Source organism: Allobosea sp. LjRoot237 (genome assembly GCF_964253285.1).
GTDB lineage: Bacteria > Pseudomonadota > Alphaproteobacteria > Rhizobiales > Beijerinckiaceae > Allobosea.
In genome coordinates, this window is record NZ_CAXUQP020000001.1 from 4,676,712 (window position 1) to 4,693,097 (window position 16,386).

Consider the following 16,386-nt stretch of genomic DNA (forward strand, 5'->3'; position numbering starts at 1 on the left):
GCACAGCTCAGCCGTAGCAGGCCTGCCTCAGACCGAGGCCGGAATGGAGCGCGTCGATCGCCTCGATCTCGGCCTCGAGCTCGGTGCCGATCCAGTGCCGGATCTCGCCAACGACGGGGCTCGGCGGGCGGTTGCGCGGCGTCAGCAGCACGCAAGCACGCTCGCCTCGTGTCAGCCGGCCGCTGGCCGGCACCAGCGCGCCCGACATCAGCGCATGGGACACGACCGTGATCCAGCCGAAGGCGACGCCCTGGCCGAGCAGCGCTGCCTGTACCACCACGGCATAGTCTGAAAAGCTCAGCGTCTTGACCGGCCCCGACCGGCCGGTGGCGAAGGGTGGGTAGTGCTCGGCCCAGTCGAGCGCAGAATCGGTCAGGTTGATGATCGTGTTGCCATCGCCCACCGCCCCCGCTTCCGGCTCGCTTTGTCGATAGCCGGGACTGCAGACCGGCAGCATGACCTCGCGCACCACCATCGCCTCGGCCGGCACGGCTTCGCCGGCATCGACGAAGCGCATGCCGAGATCGACATTGTCGACCGGCCCGCGCAACGAGCCGGCGATCATCTGGAAGCGCAGGTCGACGCCGGGGAAGCGCTTCTGGAAACGGTCCATGCGCGGCATCAGCCAATGCGTGGTGAAGGCGGAGGAGACCGAGATCGTCACGATCTCCTTGCCCGCACGCAGTTGCTCGATCTCGACGAGCCCGGCCTCGATGCTGCGGAAACCGGCCGCCACCCGGCGATAGAGCACCTCGCCCTGCGGCGTGAGCACAGCACCCTGCCGGCCGCGCTCGAACAGGCGCAGGCCGAGATGGCTCTCGAAGCGCGACAGCATGCGGCTGACCGCCGGCTGCGTGACGTTCAGCTCCTCGGCCGCGCGGGTGAAACTGCCGCTGCGTGCCGCCGCCTCGAAGACGAAGAGCGCATTGCTCGACGAGACCATGCGGCGCAGTTCTGACATTACATGAGGTTATGATTTCCCTGATTATTTGGCAATTGCGGCAGGGGCCCCAAATCCCCTTTCATGAGCCGATCGAATGCAGCTTGCGGTGACGGCCCGGCAGAGGCTCGCACCGCCTGATGGCATCGGCGCCGGTGCGGCTCACATAAGATCACCTTATGGCCCGTCCCGAAAACGGTCTTTGCCTGCGCAGTGCCGCGATGTCGCTGTATCCGTACGGGAGAATGCCATGGCCAACATAGGCGGCGAACGCGTCGAGATCAGGTCCGCGAGCAAGCATTACGGCTCGGTGCGCGCCCTCGACGACGTCTCGCTCGACATCGCCCCACAGGAATTCGTCTCGCTGCTCGGCCCGTCCGGCTCGGGCAAGACCACCCTGCTCGGCATCCTCGGCGGCTTCATCCAGCCCTCCGGCGGCTCGGTCCATCTCGGTGGCCGCGACGTCACCTATACCCCGCCGCACAAGCGCGACATCGGCATCGTCTTCCAGAACTACGCGCTGTTCCCGCATATGAGCGTCGGCGAGAACGTCGCCTTCCCTCTGCGGGCCCGGCGCCTGCCCAAATCGACCTATGCCGAGAAGGTCCGCGGCGCGCTCGCCATGGTCGACCTCGCCGGCTACGAGGAGCGCGGCATCGGTCAGCTCTCCGGCGGCCAGCGCCAGCGCGTCGCGCTCGCCCGCGCCATGATCTTCGAGCCGCGCCTGATCCTGATGGACGAGCCACTCTCGGCGCTCGACAAGCAGTTGCGCGAGAACATGCAGATCGAGCTGCGCCAGCTCCACAAGCGGCTGGGCGCAACGATCATCTATGTCACCCACGACCAGCGCGAGGCACTGACGATGAGCGACCGGGTCGCCATCCTGAAGGACGGCAAGCTGGTCCAGATCGACAAGCCCGAGCGCCTGCACGACCACCCCGCCAACGCCTTCGTCGCCAGCTTCATCGGCGAGGCGACGCTGCTGCCGGTCGAGCGCGCCGGGCCGGACAGCGTTTCGCTCGCCGGAACGGTGCTGAAGAGCGCCCGGCCGATCGCGCCGAACGGCGAGCTCGTGCTCGCGATCCAGACCGAGAAGCTGCTGATCGAGGACGGTTCCGGCAGCCCGGAACGCAACCGGCTCGAAGCCCGCGTCACCGATGTCGTCTTCCAGGGCGAGAGCCTGCGCGTCTTCCTGGTACTCGACGACGGCACGGCGCTCAGCCTGCGCCAGCCCAGCCATTACGAAGCCGCGCGCCGCATCCCGCCAGTCGGGGGGCGCCTCGCCCTCAGCCTGCACCCGCAGGACACGATCATCGTGCCGAAAGCCGGCGCCTGACCCCCTCCCCAGCAGAGACACCAGACCATGGCCCTCAGCGATTTCAAGGTTCTCACATTCGACGTCGTCGGCACGCTGATCGACTTCGAGGCCGGCGTCCTCGGCGCGGTCCGGCGCCTTGGCGGCCCGGCCGCCGCCAAGCTGACCGACGACGAGATCTTCGCGCCCTACCTCAAGGGTCGCGAGCTGCATCACGAGCGCTCCAGCGAGGTGATGAAGCTCGTCTACATCCACCTCGCCAGGGAACTCGGCCTGCCGCATGACGATGCCACGGCCGATGCCTTCCAGCTCGCCATCCTGCGCCATCCCGCTTTCCCGGATTCGGCGCAGGCGCTGGCGCGGCTGCGCAGGCATTACCGGCTGGTGGCGATGACCAATGCCGACCGGCCGAGCTTCACCTGCTACTCGCACACGCTCGGCAACCCGTTCCACGACAGCATCACCGCCGACGAGGCGATCCATCCCAAGCCCGATCCGCTTTTCTTCGCCTTCAACCGCGGCCGCCAATCGGCTTTCGGCTACAAGCAGGAGGAGATTCTCCACGTCGCGCAGAGCCAGTACCACGACATCCGCGTCGCCAAGTCGCTCGGCTATGCCACCTGCTGGATCGAGCGGCGCCAGGGCCAGACCGGCTTCGGCGGCACGCCGGCGGTGCCGGAGATCACGAAGCCAGACTACCATTTCCCGACGCTGAAGGCGCTTGCCGACGCGGTCGAGGCGGAACGGGCCTGACCCGCATGATGGCCGCGCCGACATCCTGGCAGGCCCTCGATGCCGCGCCCTCGCTCTGGCGGGCGACGGCTGCGCCGCTGCCTGCCTTGCCGCCGCTCGCCGGCGATGCGCAGGCGGATGTCGTGATCATCGGCGCCGGCTATACCGGGCTCTCGGCCGCCCATCATCTCGCCGCCAGCGGCCTTGCGCCGCTGGTGCTCGAGGCCAACGAACCGGGGTGGGGCGCGAGCGGCCGCAATGGCGGCGTCGTCACCGCGAAGTTCCGCCTGTCCTTCCCGGCGATTGCCGCCGCCCATGGCCGGGACATGGCGAAAAGAATGTACGATATCGCCCATGAGGCGACCGATATCGTCGCCAAGTTGGTCGATACCTGCAGCATCGCCGATGCCGGATTGACCCGCGCCGGCCAGGTCAAGGCCGCACACAACCACGAAACGCTGGCCTATGCGGTGAAGGAAGCGCAGTGGCTTCGCGCCGAACTCGGCGACACCACGATGACCGTGCTCGATGCCGGACAGGTGCGCGAGGAGACGGGCTCCGCCGGCTTCGTCGGCGGCGTGCTCAATGCCGGCTCGGGCGGCATCCACCCGCTCAACTATCTGCGCGGCCTCGCGCGAAGCGTGACCGCGCAGGGCATCCCCGTGCACAGCCACACGCCGGCGCTCGGCCTCAAGCGCGAACGTGACGGCGTGCTGGTCGAGACGCCCCGGGGCACGGTGCGAGCGAAGCAGGCGATCATCGCGACCAACAGCTATTCCGATCTGACGCCCGCGACCCGCGCGTTCCAGCGCACCCTGATCCCGTTCCGCAGCGCCATCATCGCGACCGACAGGCTCTCGCCGGGCCTCGCCGCCAGCGTGATGCCGACGGGCCGGACCTATACCGAGAGCAAGCGGATGATGCGCTGGTTCCGCATGGTCGACGACCGGATCGTCTTCGGCGGGCGCGGCGCCTTCGGCAAGGCGGATTCCGCCGCCGCCTTCAATGCCTTGCACAAGGCGATGATCGACATCTTCCCGCAGGCGGCCGATGTGCCGCTGGCCTTTTCCTGGTCGGGGCTGGTGGCGATGACGCTCGATTCCGTACCGCATGTCGGGCGCGTCGACGACCGCGTGCTGACGGCCATGGGCTACAACGGCGCCGGCGTCGCCATGTCGAGCCTGATGGGGCGCTACCTCGCCGCCTTCGCGCGTGGCGAGCGCCCCGATGTCGGGCTGCTCGACATCGGCCGCATGCGGCCCGTGCCCTTCTATCCGCTTCGAGAACCGGCGGTCCGTCTGGTCGCCGGCTGGTACCAGTTTTTGGATGCGATCGGACGGTAGGCCTCGAAGCTCCGATCCAAAACAACAGGGGAACAGGACATGGCTATGAGCTTGAAGATCCGGACGACCTGCGCCGTCGCAGGGTTCTCCCTCGCGCTGCTCGGTTCTGCCATGGCGGCGGAGCAGATCATGTTCGTCTCGCAGGGCGGCGCCTATCAGAAGGCGCAGACCATCGCGATCCTCGATCCCGCCGCCAAGAAGCTCGGCATCACCATCAACCAGGACAGCGTGCCCGACGCCTGGCCGATCATGCGCTCGCAGGTCGCATCAGGTAAGCCGACCTGGGACGTCGTCGACGTCGCCACCAATTTCTGCCTGCGCGGCGGCGAGCAGGGCATCGTCGAGAAGCTCGACTTCAGCAAGATCCCGAACGCAGCGGCGATGCCGGCCGAGTATCGAAGCGATTATTCGGTCGCTTACGAGTTCTATTCGAGCGTGCTCGGCTACAACCTGAAGAAATTCCCGGATGTCGCCAGCGCGCCCAAGAGCTGGGCCGACTTCTGGGACGTGAAGAAATTCCCCGGCCGCCGCTCGCTGCGCAATCACCCGCTGGCGACGCTGGAGGCGGCGCTGATGGCTGACGGCGTCGCCCCGGACAAGCTCTACCCGCTTGATGTCGAGCGCGCCTTCAAGAAGCTCGAGGAGATCAAGCCGAACATCACGGTGTGGTGGACCTCCGGTGCCCAGTCGGCGCAGCTGCTGAACGACGGCGAGGTCGACATGGTGATGGCCTGGAATGGCCGCATCAGCGCCCTCGCGAAGGAAGGCGCCAAGGTCACCTATACCTACAATCAGGGCATCCTGCAGAGCACATCGCTCTGCGTGCTCAAGGGCGCGCCCAACCTGCCGACCGCGATCAAGTTCCTCAATGAGGCGGTCGATCCGGTGCACCAGGCCAACCTGCCGCTGCATATCGACTACGGCCCGGCCAACCCGAAGGCCTATGACACCAAGGTCATCTCCGAGGCGCGAGTCAAGGAGCTGCCGAGCGCGCCGGAGAACGCCAAGGTGCAGGCCCTGATGTCTTATGCCTGGTGGACCTCGCCAGCCGGCGAAGCCGCCGAGAAGCGCTGGCTGCAGTTCATGCAGAAGTGAGGTCGCTTTTTCCTTCTCCCCTTGCGGGAGAAGGTGGCCCGCAGGGTCGGATGAGGGGTCGCGCAGGTCCCGACGGTCTTTCGACCGTTGAAGGGCGCCTTGCGATCGAGGTCGCGAGACCCCTCACCCCAGCCCTCTCCCGCAAGGGGAGAGGGGGCAGGTCCCGCATGGCGGGCTGGCGAGGATGGAGCACATGACTACCCAGGCGATCGACCCATCCCTCCGTCATCAGCGCCGCGAGCAGGCGCTGATGACGCTGCTCGCGGCGCCCGCCGTGATGGTGATCGTCGCGCTGGTGGTGATCCCGGTCGGCTGGCTGGCAGTCCAGTCCGTCTACGACAACGGCTTCACGCTCGAGCATTACCGCCGCATCTTCACCGAGGAGGTCTATTGGCGCAGCTTCGCGCTGACCTTCCGCATCGCCTTGATGGTGACGCTCCTCACTCTGCTCCTCGGTTATCCGGTCGCCTATGCGGCGGCTCACGCCAAGCGGCCCTGGAACGTCTTGATCCTGGCCTGCGTGATGCTGCCGTTCTGGACCAGCGTTCTTGTGCGCGCCTATGCCTGGCTCGTGCTGCTGCAGCGTACTGGCGTCGCCAACCAGCTGCTCGAACGCTTCGGGTTGATCACGGAGCCGCTCGCGATGGTCCACAACGAGCTCGGCACGGTGATCGCGACCGTGCACATCCTGCTGCCCTTCATGGTGCTGCCGCTCTATTCGACCATGCAGAATATCCCGCGCGAGCTGATGCTCGCCGGCGCCAGCCTCGGCGGCGGCCCGCTCTACAGCTTCCGGCGCATCTTCCTGCCGCTGTCGCTGCCGGGCGTCGTCGCCGGGCTCACCCTCGTCTTCGTGCTGACGCTCGGCTTCTACATCACGCCCGAGCTGCTCGGCGGCGGGCGCACCGTGATGATCTCGATGGTGGTGAGCCGCAATGTCGAGCTCTACGCGCAATGGGGCGCGGCCAGCGCCGTCGGCGTCGTGCTGCTCGCCTGCGTGCTCGTGATCTTCGCTGCGGTCGGCCGCATCATCCCGCTCGACAAGATGCTGGGGCAGAAATGAAGACCTCGCTGCTGCCGCGCCTCGCCTTCGGTCTCGTCGTCGGGCTGATCCTGATCTACCTGATGCTGCCGGTGCTGATCATCGTGCCGATGTCGTTCTCGAGCACGCGCTTCCTGACCTTCCCGCCGCCGGCGCTCTCGCTGCGCTGGTACGCTGAGTATTTCGGCAATCCGAACTGGATGCAGGGCACGCGGATGAGCCTCATGCTCGGCGTGCTGACCGTGCTGATCGCGACGCCGCTCGGCACCGCGGCGGCCTATGCCATCAGCAACGCGCAGAACCGGCTGATGCGGTCGCTGCATATGGTGCTGATGCTGCCGCTGATCGTGCCGATCATCATCGTGGCGATCGGCATCTTCTTCGTCTACGCCAAGCTCGGCCTGATCCAGACACTGAGCGGGCTGGTGCTGGCCAATGTCATGCTCGGCCTGCCCTATGTCATCACCTCGGTCGTCGCCGGCCTGCAGAGCTTCGACAAGACGCAGGAGATGGTGGCGCGCAGCCTCGGCATGAACCGCCTGCGCGCCTTCCTGACCGTCACCCTGCCGCAGATCAAGGCCAGCGTCTTCGCCGGCGCCGTCTTCGCCTTCATCTCGGCGATCGACGAGACGATCATCGCGCTGTTCGTCTCCGGCGGACAGTACCAGACCCTGACCAAGCGCATGTTCACGGCGCTGCGCGACGAGATCGACCCGACCATCGCCTCGATCTCGACCCTCCTGACCGTCGCCTCCTTCCTGCTCGTCCTGCTCGCCATGAGCGGACAGAAGAAGGAGGTGTAGACGGCGCCACCAGAGACCGCTTTGGAGCGCGCTCTGGTGAGTCGACTGGCGTGGTCGTCGAGAACCGGAGCGGAACGGACTTTTTGTCCGTGAGCACCGGAAGCGCAGACGGCCGCGTCAGGCGGCCGCCGGAGTAGCGCTCCAGAGCGGGCTCAGTGCCGCCAGTCCTGGTAGCGGTAGTACATCCCGACGAAGGGCAGGAACCAGGGCGGGCCGAAATGGCCGGGCACCGCCGGCCAGTCGAGCCCGGCGAAGGGGTTCGCCTTGGTATCCCCGCCCATCACTCTCGCCATCGCCTGCCCCATATGGACCGACATCTGGGTGCCGTGGCCGCTATAGCCGAGCGCATGGAAGACGCCGTCGCGCTCGCCGGCACGCGGCAGCCGGTCCGCCGTCATGTCGACGAGCCCGCCCCAGCAATAGTCGATGCGCGTGCCGGCGAGCTCCGGGAAGAGCTCCAGCATCCGTGTCTTCAGGATCGTGCCGCTCCTGGCGTCCGATGCCGGGCTCGACAGCGCGAAACGCGCCCGCCCGCCGAAGATCAGCCGATTGTCGGGGGTGAGCCGGAAATAGTTGCCGATGTTCTTCGTCGTCGTCGCCGTCCGCCTCGTCGGCATGATCGCCGCGGCGCGCTCTGGCGAGAGCGGCTCGGTGGCGATGATGAAGCTGCCGACCGGCACGATCCGCCGCCTCAGCCAGGCGAAGGGGCCACGGCGCGAGGCGCCGGTCGCGAGCAGGACCTGCCCGGCCTCCAGCGTGCCACGGCTGGTGACGACGCGGTGGGCCTGGCCATTCAGCCGCTCGAGCCCCGTCACCGGCGCGTTCTCGTGGATCGCCGCGCCCTGCCGCGCAGCGGCTTCGGCGAGGCCGACGCCGAAGCGGCCCATGTGCATATGGGCGCTGCGTGGATAGACGAGGCCGCCGAAGAAGCCGTCCGAGCCGATCTCGCGGCGCATCTCGTGCGGCGGCACCACGATCAGATCCGGCTCGACCGTGCGCTGCAGCAGGGCGGCACTCTTCTCCAGCTTGGCGAAATGCTCCGGCTTGGCCGCGAGCTTGACCTTGCCGGTGCGGATGAAATCGCAGTCGATCGCCTCGCGCGCAACCAGCGCCTCGACGGTGTCGACCGCGCTGTCGAAGGCCCGGTAGAGCGCGACCGCCCTCTCCTCGCCGAGGCTGGCGGCAAGCCCGCCGAGATCATGGGCGAGGCCGTTGTTGCAATGCCCGCCATTGCGACCGGACGCCTCGCCGACGACGCGCCCTGCCTCCAGAACGGCGACGGTCGCCCCCGATTTCGCCAAAGCGAGCGCCGCCGACAGGCCGGTGAAGCCGCCGCCGACAATGGCGACGTCGACCTTGCCGGCGATCGGAGCCGTGGAGCCGGCGGTGAATACCGGCGCCGTCGCAAGCCAATAGGGTTCGAGTTTCATGGAAGACAGGGCCTCAGCGCTCCGGACAGGGCGGCACGGACCGCACCTCGCGGATGAGCCGGCTCCGCTCGTCGAGAATACTGCCTCGCCCAGCAGGTTATTGGACAATTTTGCAGTTCTCCGCGGCCCGCCGCCTGCCTATAGTCGCCCCACATTCGAGGAACGAGGCCTATAGCGGTGGCTCACGGTATGGCTCGGCGCCGGCTCGATTACGAGCTCGTCATCCGGCCGATGACAGAAGCGGATATCTCCCAGGCGCACCAGCTCTCCGTCGGCGTCAGCTGGCCGCATCGGCCGGAGGACTGGCGCTTCGTGCTGGAGGTCGGCCACGGCTTCGTCGCCTGCGACGCGATCGATCGGGCCCTGGCATCGGCGATGTGGTGGCCGTACGGACCGCATTTCGCCACGATCGGCATGGTCATCACCTCGCCGCGCCTGCAGATGCAGGGCGCCGGGCGGCGGCTGATGGACACGATCTTCGAAGAGGCCGGCGAGCGCGACCTCAGGCTCAACGCGACCCGCGCCGGCTACCGGCTCTACCGCTCGCTCGACTTCCAGCCGATCGGCCGCATCTTCCAGCATCAGGGTCGCGCTCAGGTTCAACCGGGCTCTGCGCCCGACGAATTCCAGGTCCGGCCGGTGACCGCCGCGGACAGCGACGCGATCGCGCAGCTCGACGCCGACGCCTACGGCGCCGACCGCTCGCGCGTGATCGCCGCGCTGATGAAGCTCGCAACCGGGACGGTGATCGAGCGGGACGGCGCGCTCGTCGGCTTCGCGCTTTGCCGCCGCTTCGGCCGCGGCCATGTCGTCGGCCCGATCGTCGCCGAGAGCGACGAGGCCGCGATCGCGCTGGTGCGGCCGCATGTGCTCGCCCATGACGGCCAGTTCCTGCGCGTCGACACCGCCCAGGAGCAGGGCAAGTTCGGCGGCTTCCTCGAGGATTGCGGAATGACCGTCTTCGACACGGTCACCACGATGGTCAGGGGCCGCAATCACGGCCCGCGCGGCAAGGCGCGGACCTTCGGGCTGGTCACCCAGGCGCTGGGCTGAACTTTACAAGTCGAACAGCACAGGCAGCGGATAGCCCGGCTTCTGGATCGGCGACTTGATCACGATGTAGCTGAAGTATTTGGAGATGCCGATATTGCGGTCGAGCAGCGTCTCGATCAGCGACTGATAGTGGGTCAGCCCGCGCGTGACGAACTTGACGAGGTAGTCGTAGCCACCGCTGACCATGTGGCACTCCACCACCTCGTCGACGCGTCTGAGCGCCATCTCGAAGCGGATGAAGTATTCCTTGGTGTGGTCCGCCAGGGTGATCTCGGTGAAGACGGTGATCGTCTCGCCGAGCTTCTGCAGGTTGATGATCGCGCCGTAGCCGGAGATGAATCCCGCCTGTTCCAGCCGCTTGACCCGCAGCAGGCACGGGCTCGCCGATAGGCCCACTGCATCGGCCAAGGTGACATTCGTCATCCTGCCGTTGTTCTGCAGCTCGATCAGGATCTTCATGTCGATGCGGTCGAGCCGCACGCCCGGTGTCACGACGAAGGCCTCTTGCCTTGGGTGCCTCTTATGGAACCGGGCCCGCAGAGCGCGCCCGGACCGCATCAGACTAGTCGTTTGATGCGGTCCGGGCCAAGCAAGGATCACGCCGCTTTTGCGGTTTTCAACTCCGCCGCCACCTCCGGCAGTGCCAGGACCTCATCGAGCGTCTTGCGCAGCCGCGTCACGATCAGATCGATCTCCGCCTCGCTGCAGCAGAGCGGGGGCGCGAGGCCGATGATGTCGTCGGCGAAGGCGCGGAAGATCACGCCGTTGGCGTAGCCGCGGGCGAAGAGATGGTCCGGCAGTTTCGCTTCACGCGGGAGCTTCTGCTTGGTCACCTTGTCAGCGACCAGCTCAATGCCGGCGAGCAGGCCGCGCGCCCGGACCTCGCCGACGAGCGGATGGTCGGCGAGCGTCGCCAGGCGCCCCTCGAAATAGGCCCCGACGCGCTGGCCGTTGGCGAGAATGCCACCTTCCTCGTAGAGGCGCAGCACCTCGAGCGCCACGGCTGCGCTGACCGGATGGCCCGAATAGGTGTAGCCATGGCCGATCGGTCCGCCGGCCGGGGCGTTGTCGGCGATGGCGCGATAGACCTTCTCGCCGATGGCGAGCGCGCCGAGCGGCGCGTAGCCCGAGGTCAGCCCCTTGGCCATGGTCATCATGTCTGGCACGACGCCTTCGGCTTCGCAGGCGAACATCGGACCGGTGCGGCCGAAGCCGGTGATGACCTCGTCGGCAACAAAGAGGATGTCGAGCTCGGCGGCCGTCTCGCGCATCGCCTTGAGCCAGCCCTTCGGCGGCACGACGACGCCGCCCGAGCCCTGCACCGGCTCACAGAAGAAGGCCGCGACATTGTCGGCCCCGAGTTTCTCGACCTTGGCGCGCAGCGCGGCGACGCTGGCCGCGATCACCGTCGCATCGTCGCTTCCGGTCGGGTTGCGGTAGGGGTAGGGCGAGGCGATGTAATGCTGGCCCTTTGCCGGCAGGTCGAAGCCGGCATGGAAGGCCGGCAGCGCCGTGACGCCGGCGCCCGTCGAGCTCGAACCGTGATAGCCGCGCTCCAGCGAGATGATCTTCCTCTTCTGCGGCCGGCCGGTGACGTTGTAGTAGAACCGGATCAGCCGGAGCGCGCTGTCGACCGCGTCCGAGCCGCCCAGCGAAAAATAGATGTGGTCGAGATCGCCGGGGGTGAGCTCGGCCAGCTTGGCTGCGAGCCGGATGGTCGGCTCGCTGCCGAAGCTGAAATAGCCGGTGGCATAGGGCAGCTCGCGCATCTGGCGGGCGGCCGCCTCGACGATGCTGTCATGGCCGTAGCCGACATTGACGCACCAGAGGCCGGCGAAGCCGTCGATCAGTTCGTGACCGTCGATGTCGGTGATGAAGGCGCCCTTGGCCGACTTCATGACGGTGACGCCGCGCTTCTCGTGGCCGGCCCAGTTGGCGACCGGATGGACCCAATGGCGGCGATCGAGGGCTTCGAGGGAGTTGACGCTCATGACGGGACCTCAGGCGGGACGGGAGCTGGAAACGGGAGAGAACGCAGCTCGCGCCGGATAGCTGATCCGGCCGGGCTGCAACGGCGAGGAGTGCACCTGCTCGCGCAGATAACGCCCAGGCGTGACGCCGTAGACGCTCTTGAAGTGGCGTGAGAGATGGCTCTGGTCGAAAAAGCCGGCCTCGAGCGCGGCCTGCGCGGCCGGGACACCGTCGGCGAGCAGCGCCGTGGCGTGGCGCACCCGGCGCCGGCAGATGAAACGGTGCGGCGTTAACCCGACCTGGCGACGGAAGACCGTGACAAAACGGCAGACGCTGAGGCCTGCCACAGCCGCCAGCTCGCCGAGATAGACGGCCTCGGCGAAGTGCCGCTCGATATGGGCCAGCGCCCGCCGGATGCCGGGGCTCTGCGGCTCGGCCGCTCGGACGGCAGGGCTGGAAACAGACTGGAACATGGACCGCTTCGTCCTCCGCTGACGGCGATGGCGCTATCAGGAAGGCTAGGAGCGGCCGGCCGGGGAGTGCGGCGGCTTTGGTGCGCCGCTTTGGTATCCCCTGCCCAATTCGGACGTGCGATCGGCAGATCGTGCTTCGGCCTCGCCGGTCAGGCGGACGCCAGCCCGCCGATGTGGAAGCTCTTCAGCTCGAGATACTCCTCGATGCCGGTCGCGCCGCCCTCGCGGCCGATGCCGGACTGCTTGATGCCGCCGAACGGCGCCACCTCCATCGAGACCGAGCCGGTATTGAGGCCGACCATGCCGAACTCGAGCCGCTCGCCGACGCGCCAGGAGCGTTTCAGATTCTCCGTGTAGAAATAGGCGGCGAGGCCATAGGGCGTGCCGTTGGCCACCTCGATCGCCTCGTCCTCGTGCTTGAAGCGGAACAGCGGCGCGACCGGGCCGAAGGTCTCCTCATTGGCCAGCCGCATCCGCGTGGTCGCGCCGGTCAGTACCGTCGGCACGACGAAGCGGGACCCGTCGACCTCTCCCTGTGCCCCGGCGAACCGCGTCGCGCCGAGCGTGAGCGCATCGTCGAGATGAGCCTGGACCTTCTCGACCGCCGCCGCATTGATCAGCGGCCCGATGGTGACGCCGTCCTGCCGGCCGTCGCCAACCCGCATCGCCGCCACCGCCTGAGCCAGGCGATCGGCGAAGGCATCGTGGATACCGTCCTGCACCAGGATGCGGTTGGCGCAGACGCAGGTCTGGCCGGCATTGCGGAACTTGCTGGCGATGGCGCCGGCCACCGCTGCATCGAGATCGGCATCGTCGAAGACGATGAAGGGCGCATTGCCGCCGAGTTCCAGGCTCAGCCGCTTCAGCGTGTCGGAGCATTGCCGCATCAAGAGCGCGCCGACCCGGGTCGAGCCGGTGAAGGAGAGCTTGCGGACCGCGGGGTTCTGCGTCAGGGCCGCGCCGACACCTTGCGGCAGGCCGGTGACGATGTTGATCACGCCGGGCGGGAAGCCGGCGCGCTCAGCCAGCACGCCGAGCGCCAGCGCCGAATAGGGCGTCAGTTCCGAGGGCTTCACCACGATCGTGCAGCCGGCGGCGAGCGCAGGCGCGCATTTGCGGGTGATCATCGCATTGGGAAAGTTCCAGGGCGTGATCGCGGCGGAGACGCCGACGGGCTCCTTCAGCACGAGAATGCGCCGGTCGGCGGTCGGCGCCGGCACGGTGCTGCCATAGACGCGCCGCGCCTCCTCGGCGAACCACTTGATGAAGCCGGCGCCGTAGAGCACCTCGCCCTCGGCTTCCGCCAACGGCTTGCCCTGCTCGGCCGTCATGATGCGGGCGAGGTCCTTGCGGTGTTCCAGCAAGAGGTCGTGCCAGCGCTCCAGCAGGGCCGCGCGCTCGGCCGCCGACCGCGCCTTCCAGGCCGGGAACGCGGTCTGCGCTGCGGCGATGGCGGCATTGGTCTCCGCCTCGCCGCAAGCCGGAATCGTGCCGATCTGAAGGCCGGTCGCCGGATCACGCACCGGCAATTCCTCGCCCGAGGCAGCGCCGACCCACTCGCCGCCGATCAGGGCGCGGCCGATGAAAAGGGTGCGGTCTTCGAGAGCAACGATCGGCATGGAGGACCTCTTTTTTCAGTAGCCGCGATCGCGGTCGATCAGGCCGATCAGGGGCTCGCCGGCCTGGTGGCGCCGCAGGTTCTCGAGGACGATGTCGAGCGAGGCCTCGGAGCGCGAGCGGCTGGCGATATGCGGCGTGAGCAGGACGTTGGGATGGCTCCAGAGCGGATGCCCTGCCGGCAGCGGCTCCGGCTCGCACACGTCCAGCACCGCCGCTGCGAGCTGGCCGCTATCCAGCGCCGCCAGCAGGGCGTCCTGGTCGAGATGGCCGCCCCGGCCGGCATTGACCAGCATCGCGCCTTGCGGCAGCCGGGCGAAGAGCTCGGCGCCGAGCAGGCCGCGCGTCGCATCGGTCAGAGGCAGCAGGCAGATCAGAATGTCGCTGCGGGCGAGGAAGTCCGGCAGCTCTTCATCGCCGGCGAAGGTCACGATCCCGTCGACCTCATGCCGCGAGCGGCTCCAGCCGGCGACCCCGAAACCGAATTCAGCGAGCTTCAGAGCACAGGCCTTGCCGAGCATGCCGAGCCCGAGCACGCCGACGCGGCGCTCTGATGCCGGCCTGATCCGGAGCGGCTTCCAGGCCTGTTCATGCTGCGCGGCGATGTAGGGGACGAGATCTCGATGCAGCGCCAGGACAGACATGGTGACGTATTCGACCATGCTGTCGACGAGGCCGGGCTCGATCATCCGCACGATCGGCAGGTGCGCCGGGATGTCCGCCAGGTTCAGCTGGTCGACACCGGCGCCGACGGAGACCAGCAATTCGAGATTGGGAAACTGGTCGAGCAGGTTGTCGGGCGGAAGCCAGGCGGCGAGATAGCGGATATCGGCGGGGTCGCCGATATCCGGCCAGATCCGGAACGGCAGCTCGGGCGCCTTCTGCGCCAACAGCCGCGTCCATTCCTCGGCGCGGGCGGCATCGGACTTCAACAGCAGCGTCATCGTGTCGACCTCGCGGACATCAGCCGAGCGCCTGGTTGATCAGGGCGTGGAGGCGCGCCGGGCCGGGCGCGGCCGGCAGATCACCGCGCACCATTGCGACAACGTCTCCGGCCGGCGCAAGACCATGCTGCGCCAGCCAATCGCCGAGCCCGGAGCCGAGCGGCAGATCGACCCGGATGAACTGGCCGGCCCGGCCATGCAGCCAGCAGGCGATCAGCGTGCGCGCATCGGCTTCATCCGTCGCCACCACCGGACCGATCACATGGCCACGGCCGAATGCCCGCAGGATGCTGAAGCCGATGGGCTGGCCGGCCCTCTCCAACACCAGGCACTCGCCACATCCCAGCAGGGCCGCAAGGGTCGGCCCGCGCTCCAGGCCGGTCGCCGCACGGTCGAGATGCTCCAAAATGGGAAGATCGGCCGTATTGCCGGGGCGCAGCTGCTCTCCCGCAGCGAGATCCGGTGCGGCAACGGAATACACGTTCCCATGATGCTGACGCACGCCGCCATGGGGCCTGAATCCGAGACGAGTGTAGAGCGGCTCACCAGCGGCGGTGGCATTGAGCATCAGCGAGCGCCCTTCGGTCTGCACGAGCAGGGCCTGCATGAGACGCCGGCCGATGCCGCCCCCTTGCGCCTCGGGCGCGACGATGACCATCCCCAGCGTCGCGTGGCTGTCGCCATAGGGCCACCACAGCGCCGTGGCCACGAGTTTGCCGTCTCGTACCCCGACGACACCGTGGCCGAGTCCAATCGCGAACTCCCAGTCCTCGCGGCGATACGGCCAGCCGACGCGCCGCGACAGCTCCGCGCCGAGCGCCGCGTCGCCGATGCCGATCGCGCGCAGCGTCAACGCCTCCGGGGCTGCGACCTCAGCCATTGGCGATTCCTGCCATGGCGTCATGCCCCGGGGCGCTCACGCTCCGACCTCCTGGACGACATAGACCTTGACGACATGCTCGTCGCTGTCCCAGGCGCAAAGCGTGCCATGGGCAACGAACACGCTCTCGCCCGCCCCGATCCGGACCGGGCGCCCGTCCTCGCCGGTGAGCGTGACGCTGCCGACGAGGATGTGCATCAGCTCGTTGACGGGATGCGGGCGCGCGATGCGCCGATAGGGCGTCGAATCCCAGATGCCGGCCCGCAGGCGCGACGCCTCGTCGGTGAAGGCGTTGAAGCTGCGGCATTGCGGCACCGGCCCGTCGAGGAATTCGGCCGGCGGCGACGACGACGGCGACAGCGGCGCGTTTGCCGGCAGTTCCGTCATGCCAGGGGCGGTGGAGGCGGCCCCGATGCTGGCGCAGAAGGCCCAGCGGGTCCCTGGCGCAGCCTCGACGCGCAAGGCCGTGCCGCGCGCGATCACGATGCTCTCGCCGGGCTGGATCGTGCGGCCGTCGCCGCCCTCGACCGACAGATCGAGGCGCCCGGCAGCCACGACGAGGATTTCCGTGTGCGGGAAAGCCGCGATGTCCGTTGCGCCGGAGAACGCAACGCTTCCCACCGCCAGATTCTCCGCGCCGCTCCAGGCGACCTCTCGGCCAGCAGCGAACGGATCGGTTTCGGACAGCGGCCCAACGCCGGACCTGTCGGCACGATTGGCGATGATGATCGGAACAGTCGACATGGCA

General features: G+C 67.9%; 16 protein-coding genes. 7 read left to right on the top strand and 9 right to left on the bottom strand.

Going from position 1 to position 16,386, the window contains the following annotated elements; genetic code table 11:
- Window positions 1-7: 7 nt before the first annotated feature.
- Window positions 8-961: a LysR family transcriptional regulator gene (locus ACSQ24_RS22840; protein ID WP_436096898.1), complete on the bottom strand. Its 954-nt coding sequence runs from the start codon at window positions 959-961 to the stop codon at window positions 8-10.
- Between the two features lie 229 nt (window positions 962-1,190).
- Between ACSQ24_RS22840 and ACSQ24_RS22845 the strand changes: the two genes are divergently transcribed.
- From ACSQ24_RS22845 to ACSQ24_RS22870, 6 genes are all read left to right on the top strand, one after another.
- Window positions 1,191-2,276 carry an ABC transporter ATP-binding protein gene (locus ACSQ24_RS22845; protein ID WP_436096899.1) on the top strand — a complete coding sequence of 362 codons (1,086 nt, stop codon included), beginning with the start codon at window positions 1,191-1,193 and terminating at the stop codon, window positions 2,274-2,276.
- A gap of 27 nt (window positions 2,277-2,303) precedes the next feature.
- Entirely contained in the window at window positions 2,304-3,008 is a 705-nt protein-coding gene (locus ACSQ24_RS22850; protein ID WP_436096900.1) for an HAD-IA family hydrolase, read from the top strand.
- An 8-nt stretch (window positions 3,009-3,016) separates the two neighbouring features.
- Window positions 3,017-4,330, top strand: a complete 1,314-nt coding sequence (locus tag ACSQ24_RS22855) for an NAD(P)/FAD-dependent oxidoreductase (protein WP_436096901.1) — start codon at window positions 3,017-3,019, stop codon at window positions 4,328-4,330.
- Window positions 4,331-4,441: 111 nt separating this feature from the next.
- Entirely contained in the window at window positions 4,442-5,425 is a 984-nt protein-coding gene (locus ACSQ24_RS22860) for an ABC transporter substrate-binding protein (RefSeq protein WP_436097951.1), read from the top strand.
- 193 nt (window positions 5,426-5,618) lie between these two features.
- Window positions 5,619-6,488, top strand: a complete 870-nt coding sequence (locus ACSQ24_RS22865; protein WP_436096902.1) for an ABC transporter permease — start codon at window positions 5,619-5,621, stop codon at window positions 6,486-6,488.
- Complete coding sequence (locus ACSQ24_RS22870; protein WP_436096903.1) at window positions 6,485-7,270, top strand: ABC transporter permease; 786 nt, start codon at window positions 6,485-6,487, stop codon at window positions 7,268-7,270. The genes ACSQ24_RS22865 and ACSQ24_RS22870 overlap by 4 nt, the downstream gene beginning before the upstream one ends.
- A gap of 152 nt (window positions 7,271-7,422) precedes the next feature.
- On the opposite strand, the gene ACSQ24_RS22875 is transcribed toward ACSQ24_RS22870, so the two are convergent.
- The gene (locus ACSQ24_RS22875; RefSeq protein ID WP_436096904.1) at window positions 7,423-8,700 is read right to left on the bottom strand and encodes an NAD(P)/FAD-dependent oxidoreductase; all 1,278 of its coding nucleotides are present in this window, start codon (window positions 8,698-8,700) and stop codon (window positions 7,423-7,425) included.
- A 189-nt stretch (window positions 8,701-8,889) separates the two neighbouring features.
- Here ACSQ24_RS22875 and ACSQ24_RS22880 point away from each other — a divergent pair, with 189 nt between their 5' ends.
- Window positions 8,890-9,753, top strand: coding sequence for a GNAT family N-acetyltransferase (locus tag ACSQ24_RS22880; RefSeq protein ID WP_436096905.1), 864 nt, complete (start codon window positions 8,890-8,892; stop codon window positions 9,751-9,753).
- A gap of 3 nt (window positions 9,754-9,756) precedes the next feature.
- Here the strand turns inward: ACSQ24_RS22880 and ACSQ24_RS22885 are convergent, their stop codons facing one another.
- The 7 genes from ACSQ24_RS22885 to ACSQ24_RS22915 all read right to left on the bottom strand — a co-directional run bounded on the left by ACSQ24_RS22885 (window position 9,757) and on the right by ACSQ24_RS22915 (window position 16,382).
- Entirely contained in the window at window positions 9,757-10,233 is a 477-nt protein-coding gene (locus ACSQ24_RS22885) for an Lrp/AsnC family transcriptional regulator (RefSeq protein ID WP_436097952.1), read from the bottom strand.
- A gap of 116 nt (window positions 10,234-10,349) precedes the next feature.
- Complete coding sequence (locus tag ACSQ24_RS22890) at window positions 10,350-11,744, bottom strand: aminotransferase class III-fold pyridoxal phosphate-dependent enzyme (RefSeq protein ID WP_436096906.1); 1,395 nt, start codon at window positions 11,742-11,744, stop codon at window positions 10,350-10,352.
- Between the two features lie 9 nt (window positions 11,745-11,753).
- Window positions 11,754-12,197, bottom strand: a complete 444-nt coding sequence (locus ACSQ24_RS22895) for a helix-turn-helix domain-containing protein (RefSeq protein WP_436096907.1) — start codon at window positions 12,195-12,197, stop codon at window positions 11,754-11,756.
- Window positions 12,198-12,346: 149 nt separating this feature from the next.
- Complete coding sequence (locus tag ACSQ24_RS22900) at window positions 12,347-13,816, bottom strand: NAD-dependent succinate-semialdehyde dehydrogenase (RefSeq protein ID WP_436096908.1); 1,470 nt, start codon at window positions 13,814-13,816, stop codon at window positions 12,347-12,349.
- A gap of 15 nt (window positions 13,817-13,831) precedes the next feature.
- A complete protein-coding gene (locus tag ACSQ24_RS22905; RefSeq protein WP_436096909.1) occupies window positions 13,832-14,758 on the bottom strand; it encodes a 2-hydroxyacid dehydrogenase in 927 nt (308 codons plus the stop codon).
- 19 nt (window positions 14,759-14,777) lie between these two features.
- On the bottom strand, window positions 14,778-15,638 hold the full coding sequence (locus tag ACSQ24_RS22910) for a GNAT family N-acetyltransferase (RefSeq protein ID WP_436096910.1): 861 nt from the start codon (window positions 15,636-15,638) through the stop codon (window positions 14,778-14,780).
- Between the two features lie 36 nt (window positions 15,639-15,674).
- Complete coding sequence (locus tag ACSQ24_RS22915) at window positions 15,675-16,382, bottom strand: cupin domain-containing protein (protein ID WP_436096911.1); 708 nt, start codon at window positions 16,380-16,382, stop codon at window positions 15,675-15,677.
- Window positions 16,383-16,386: the final 4 nt, after the last annotated feature.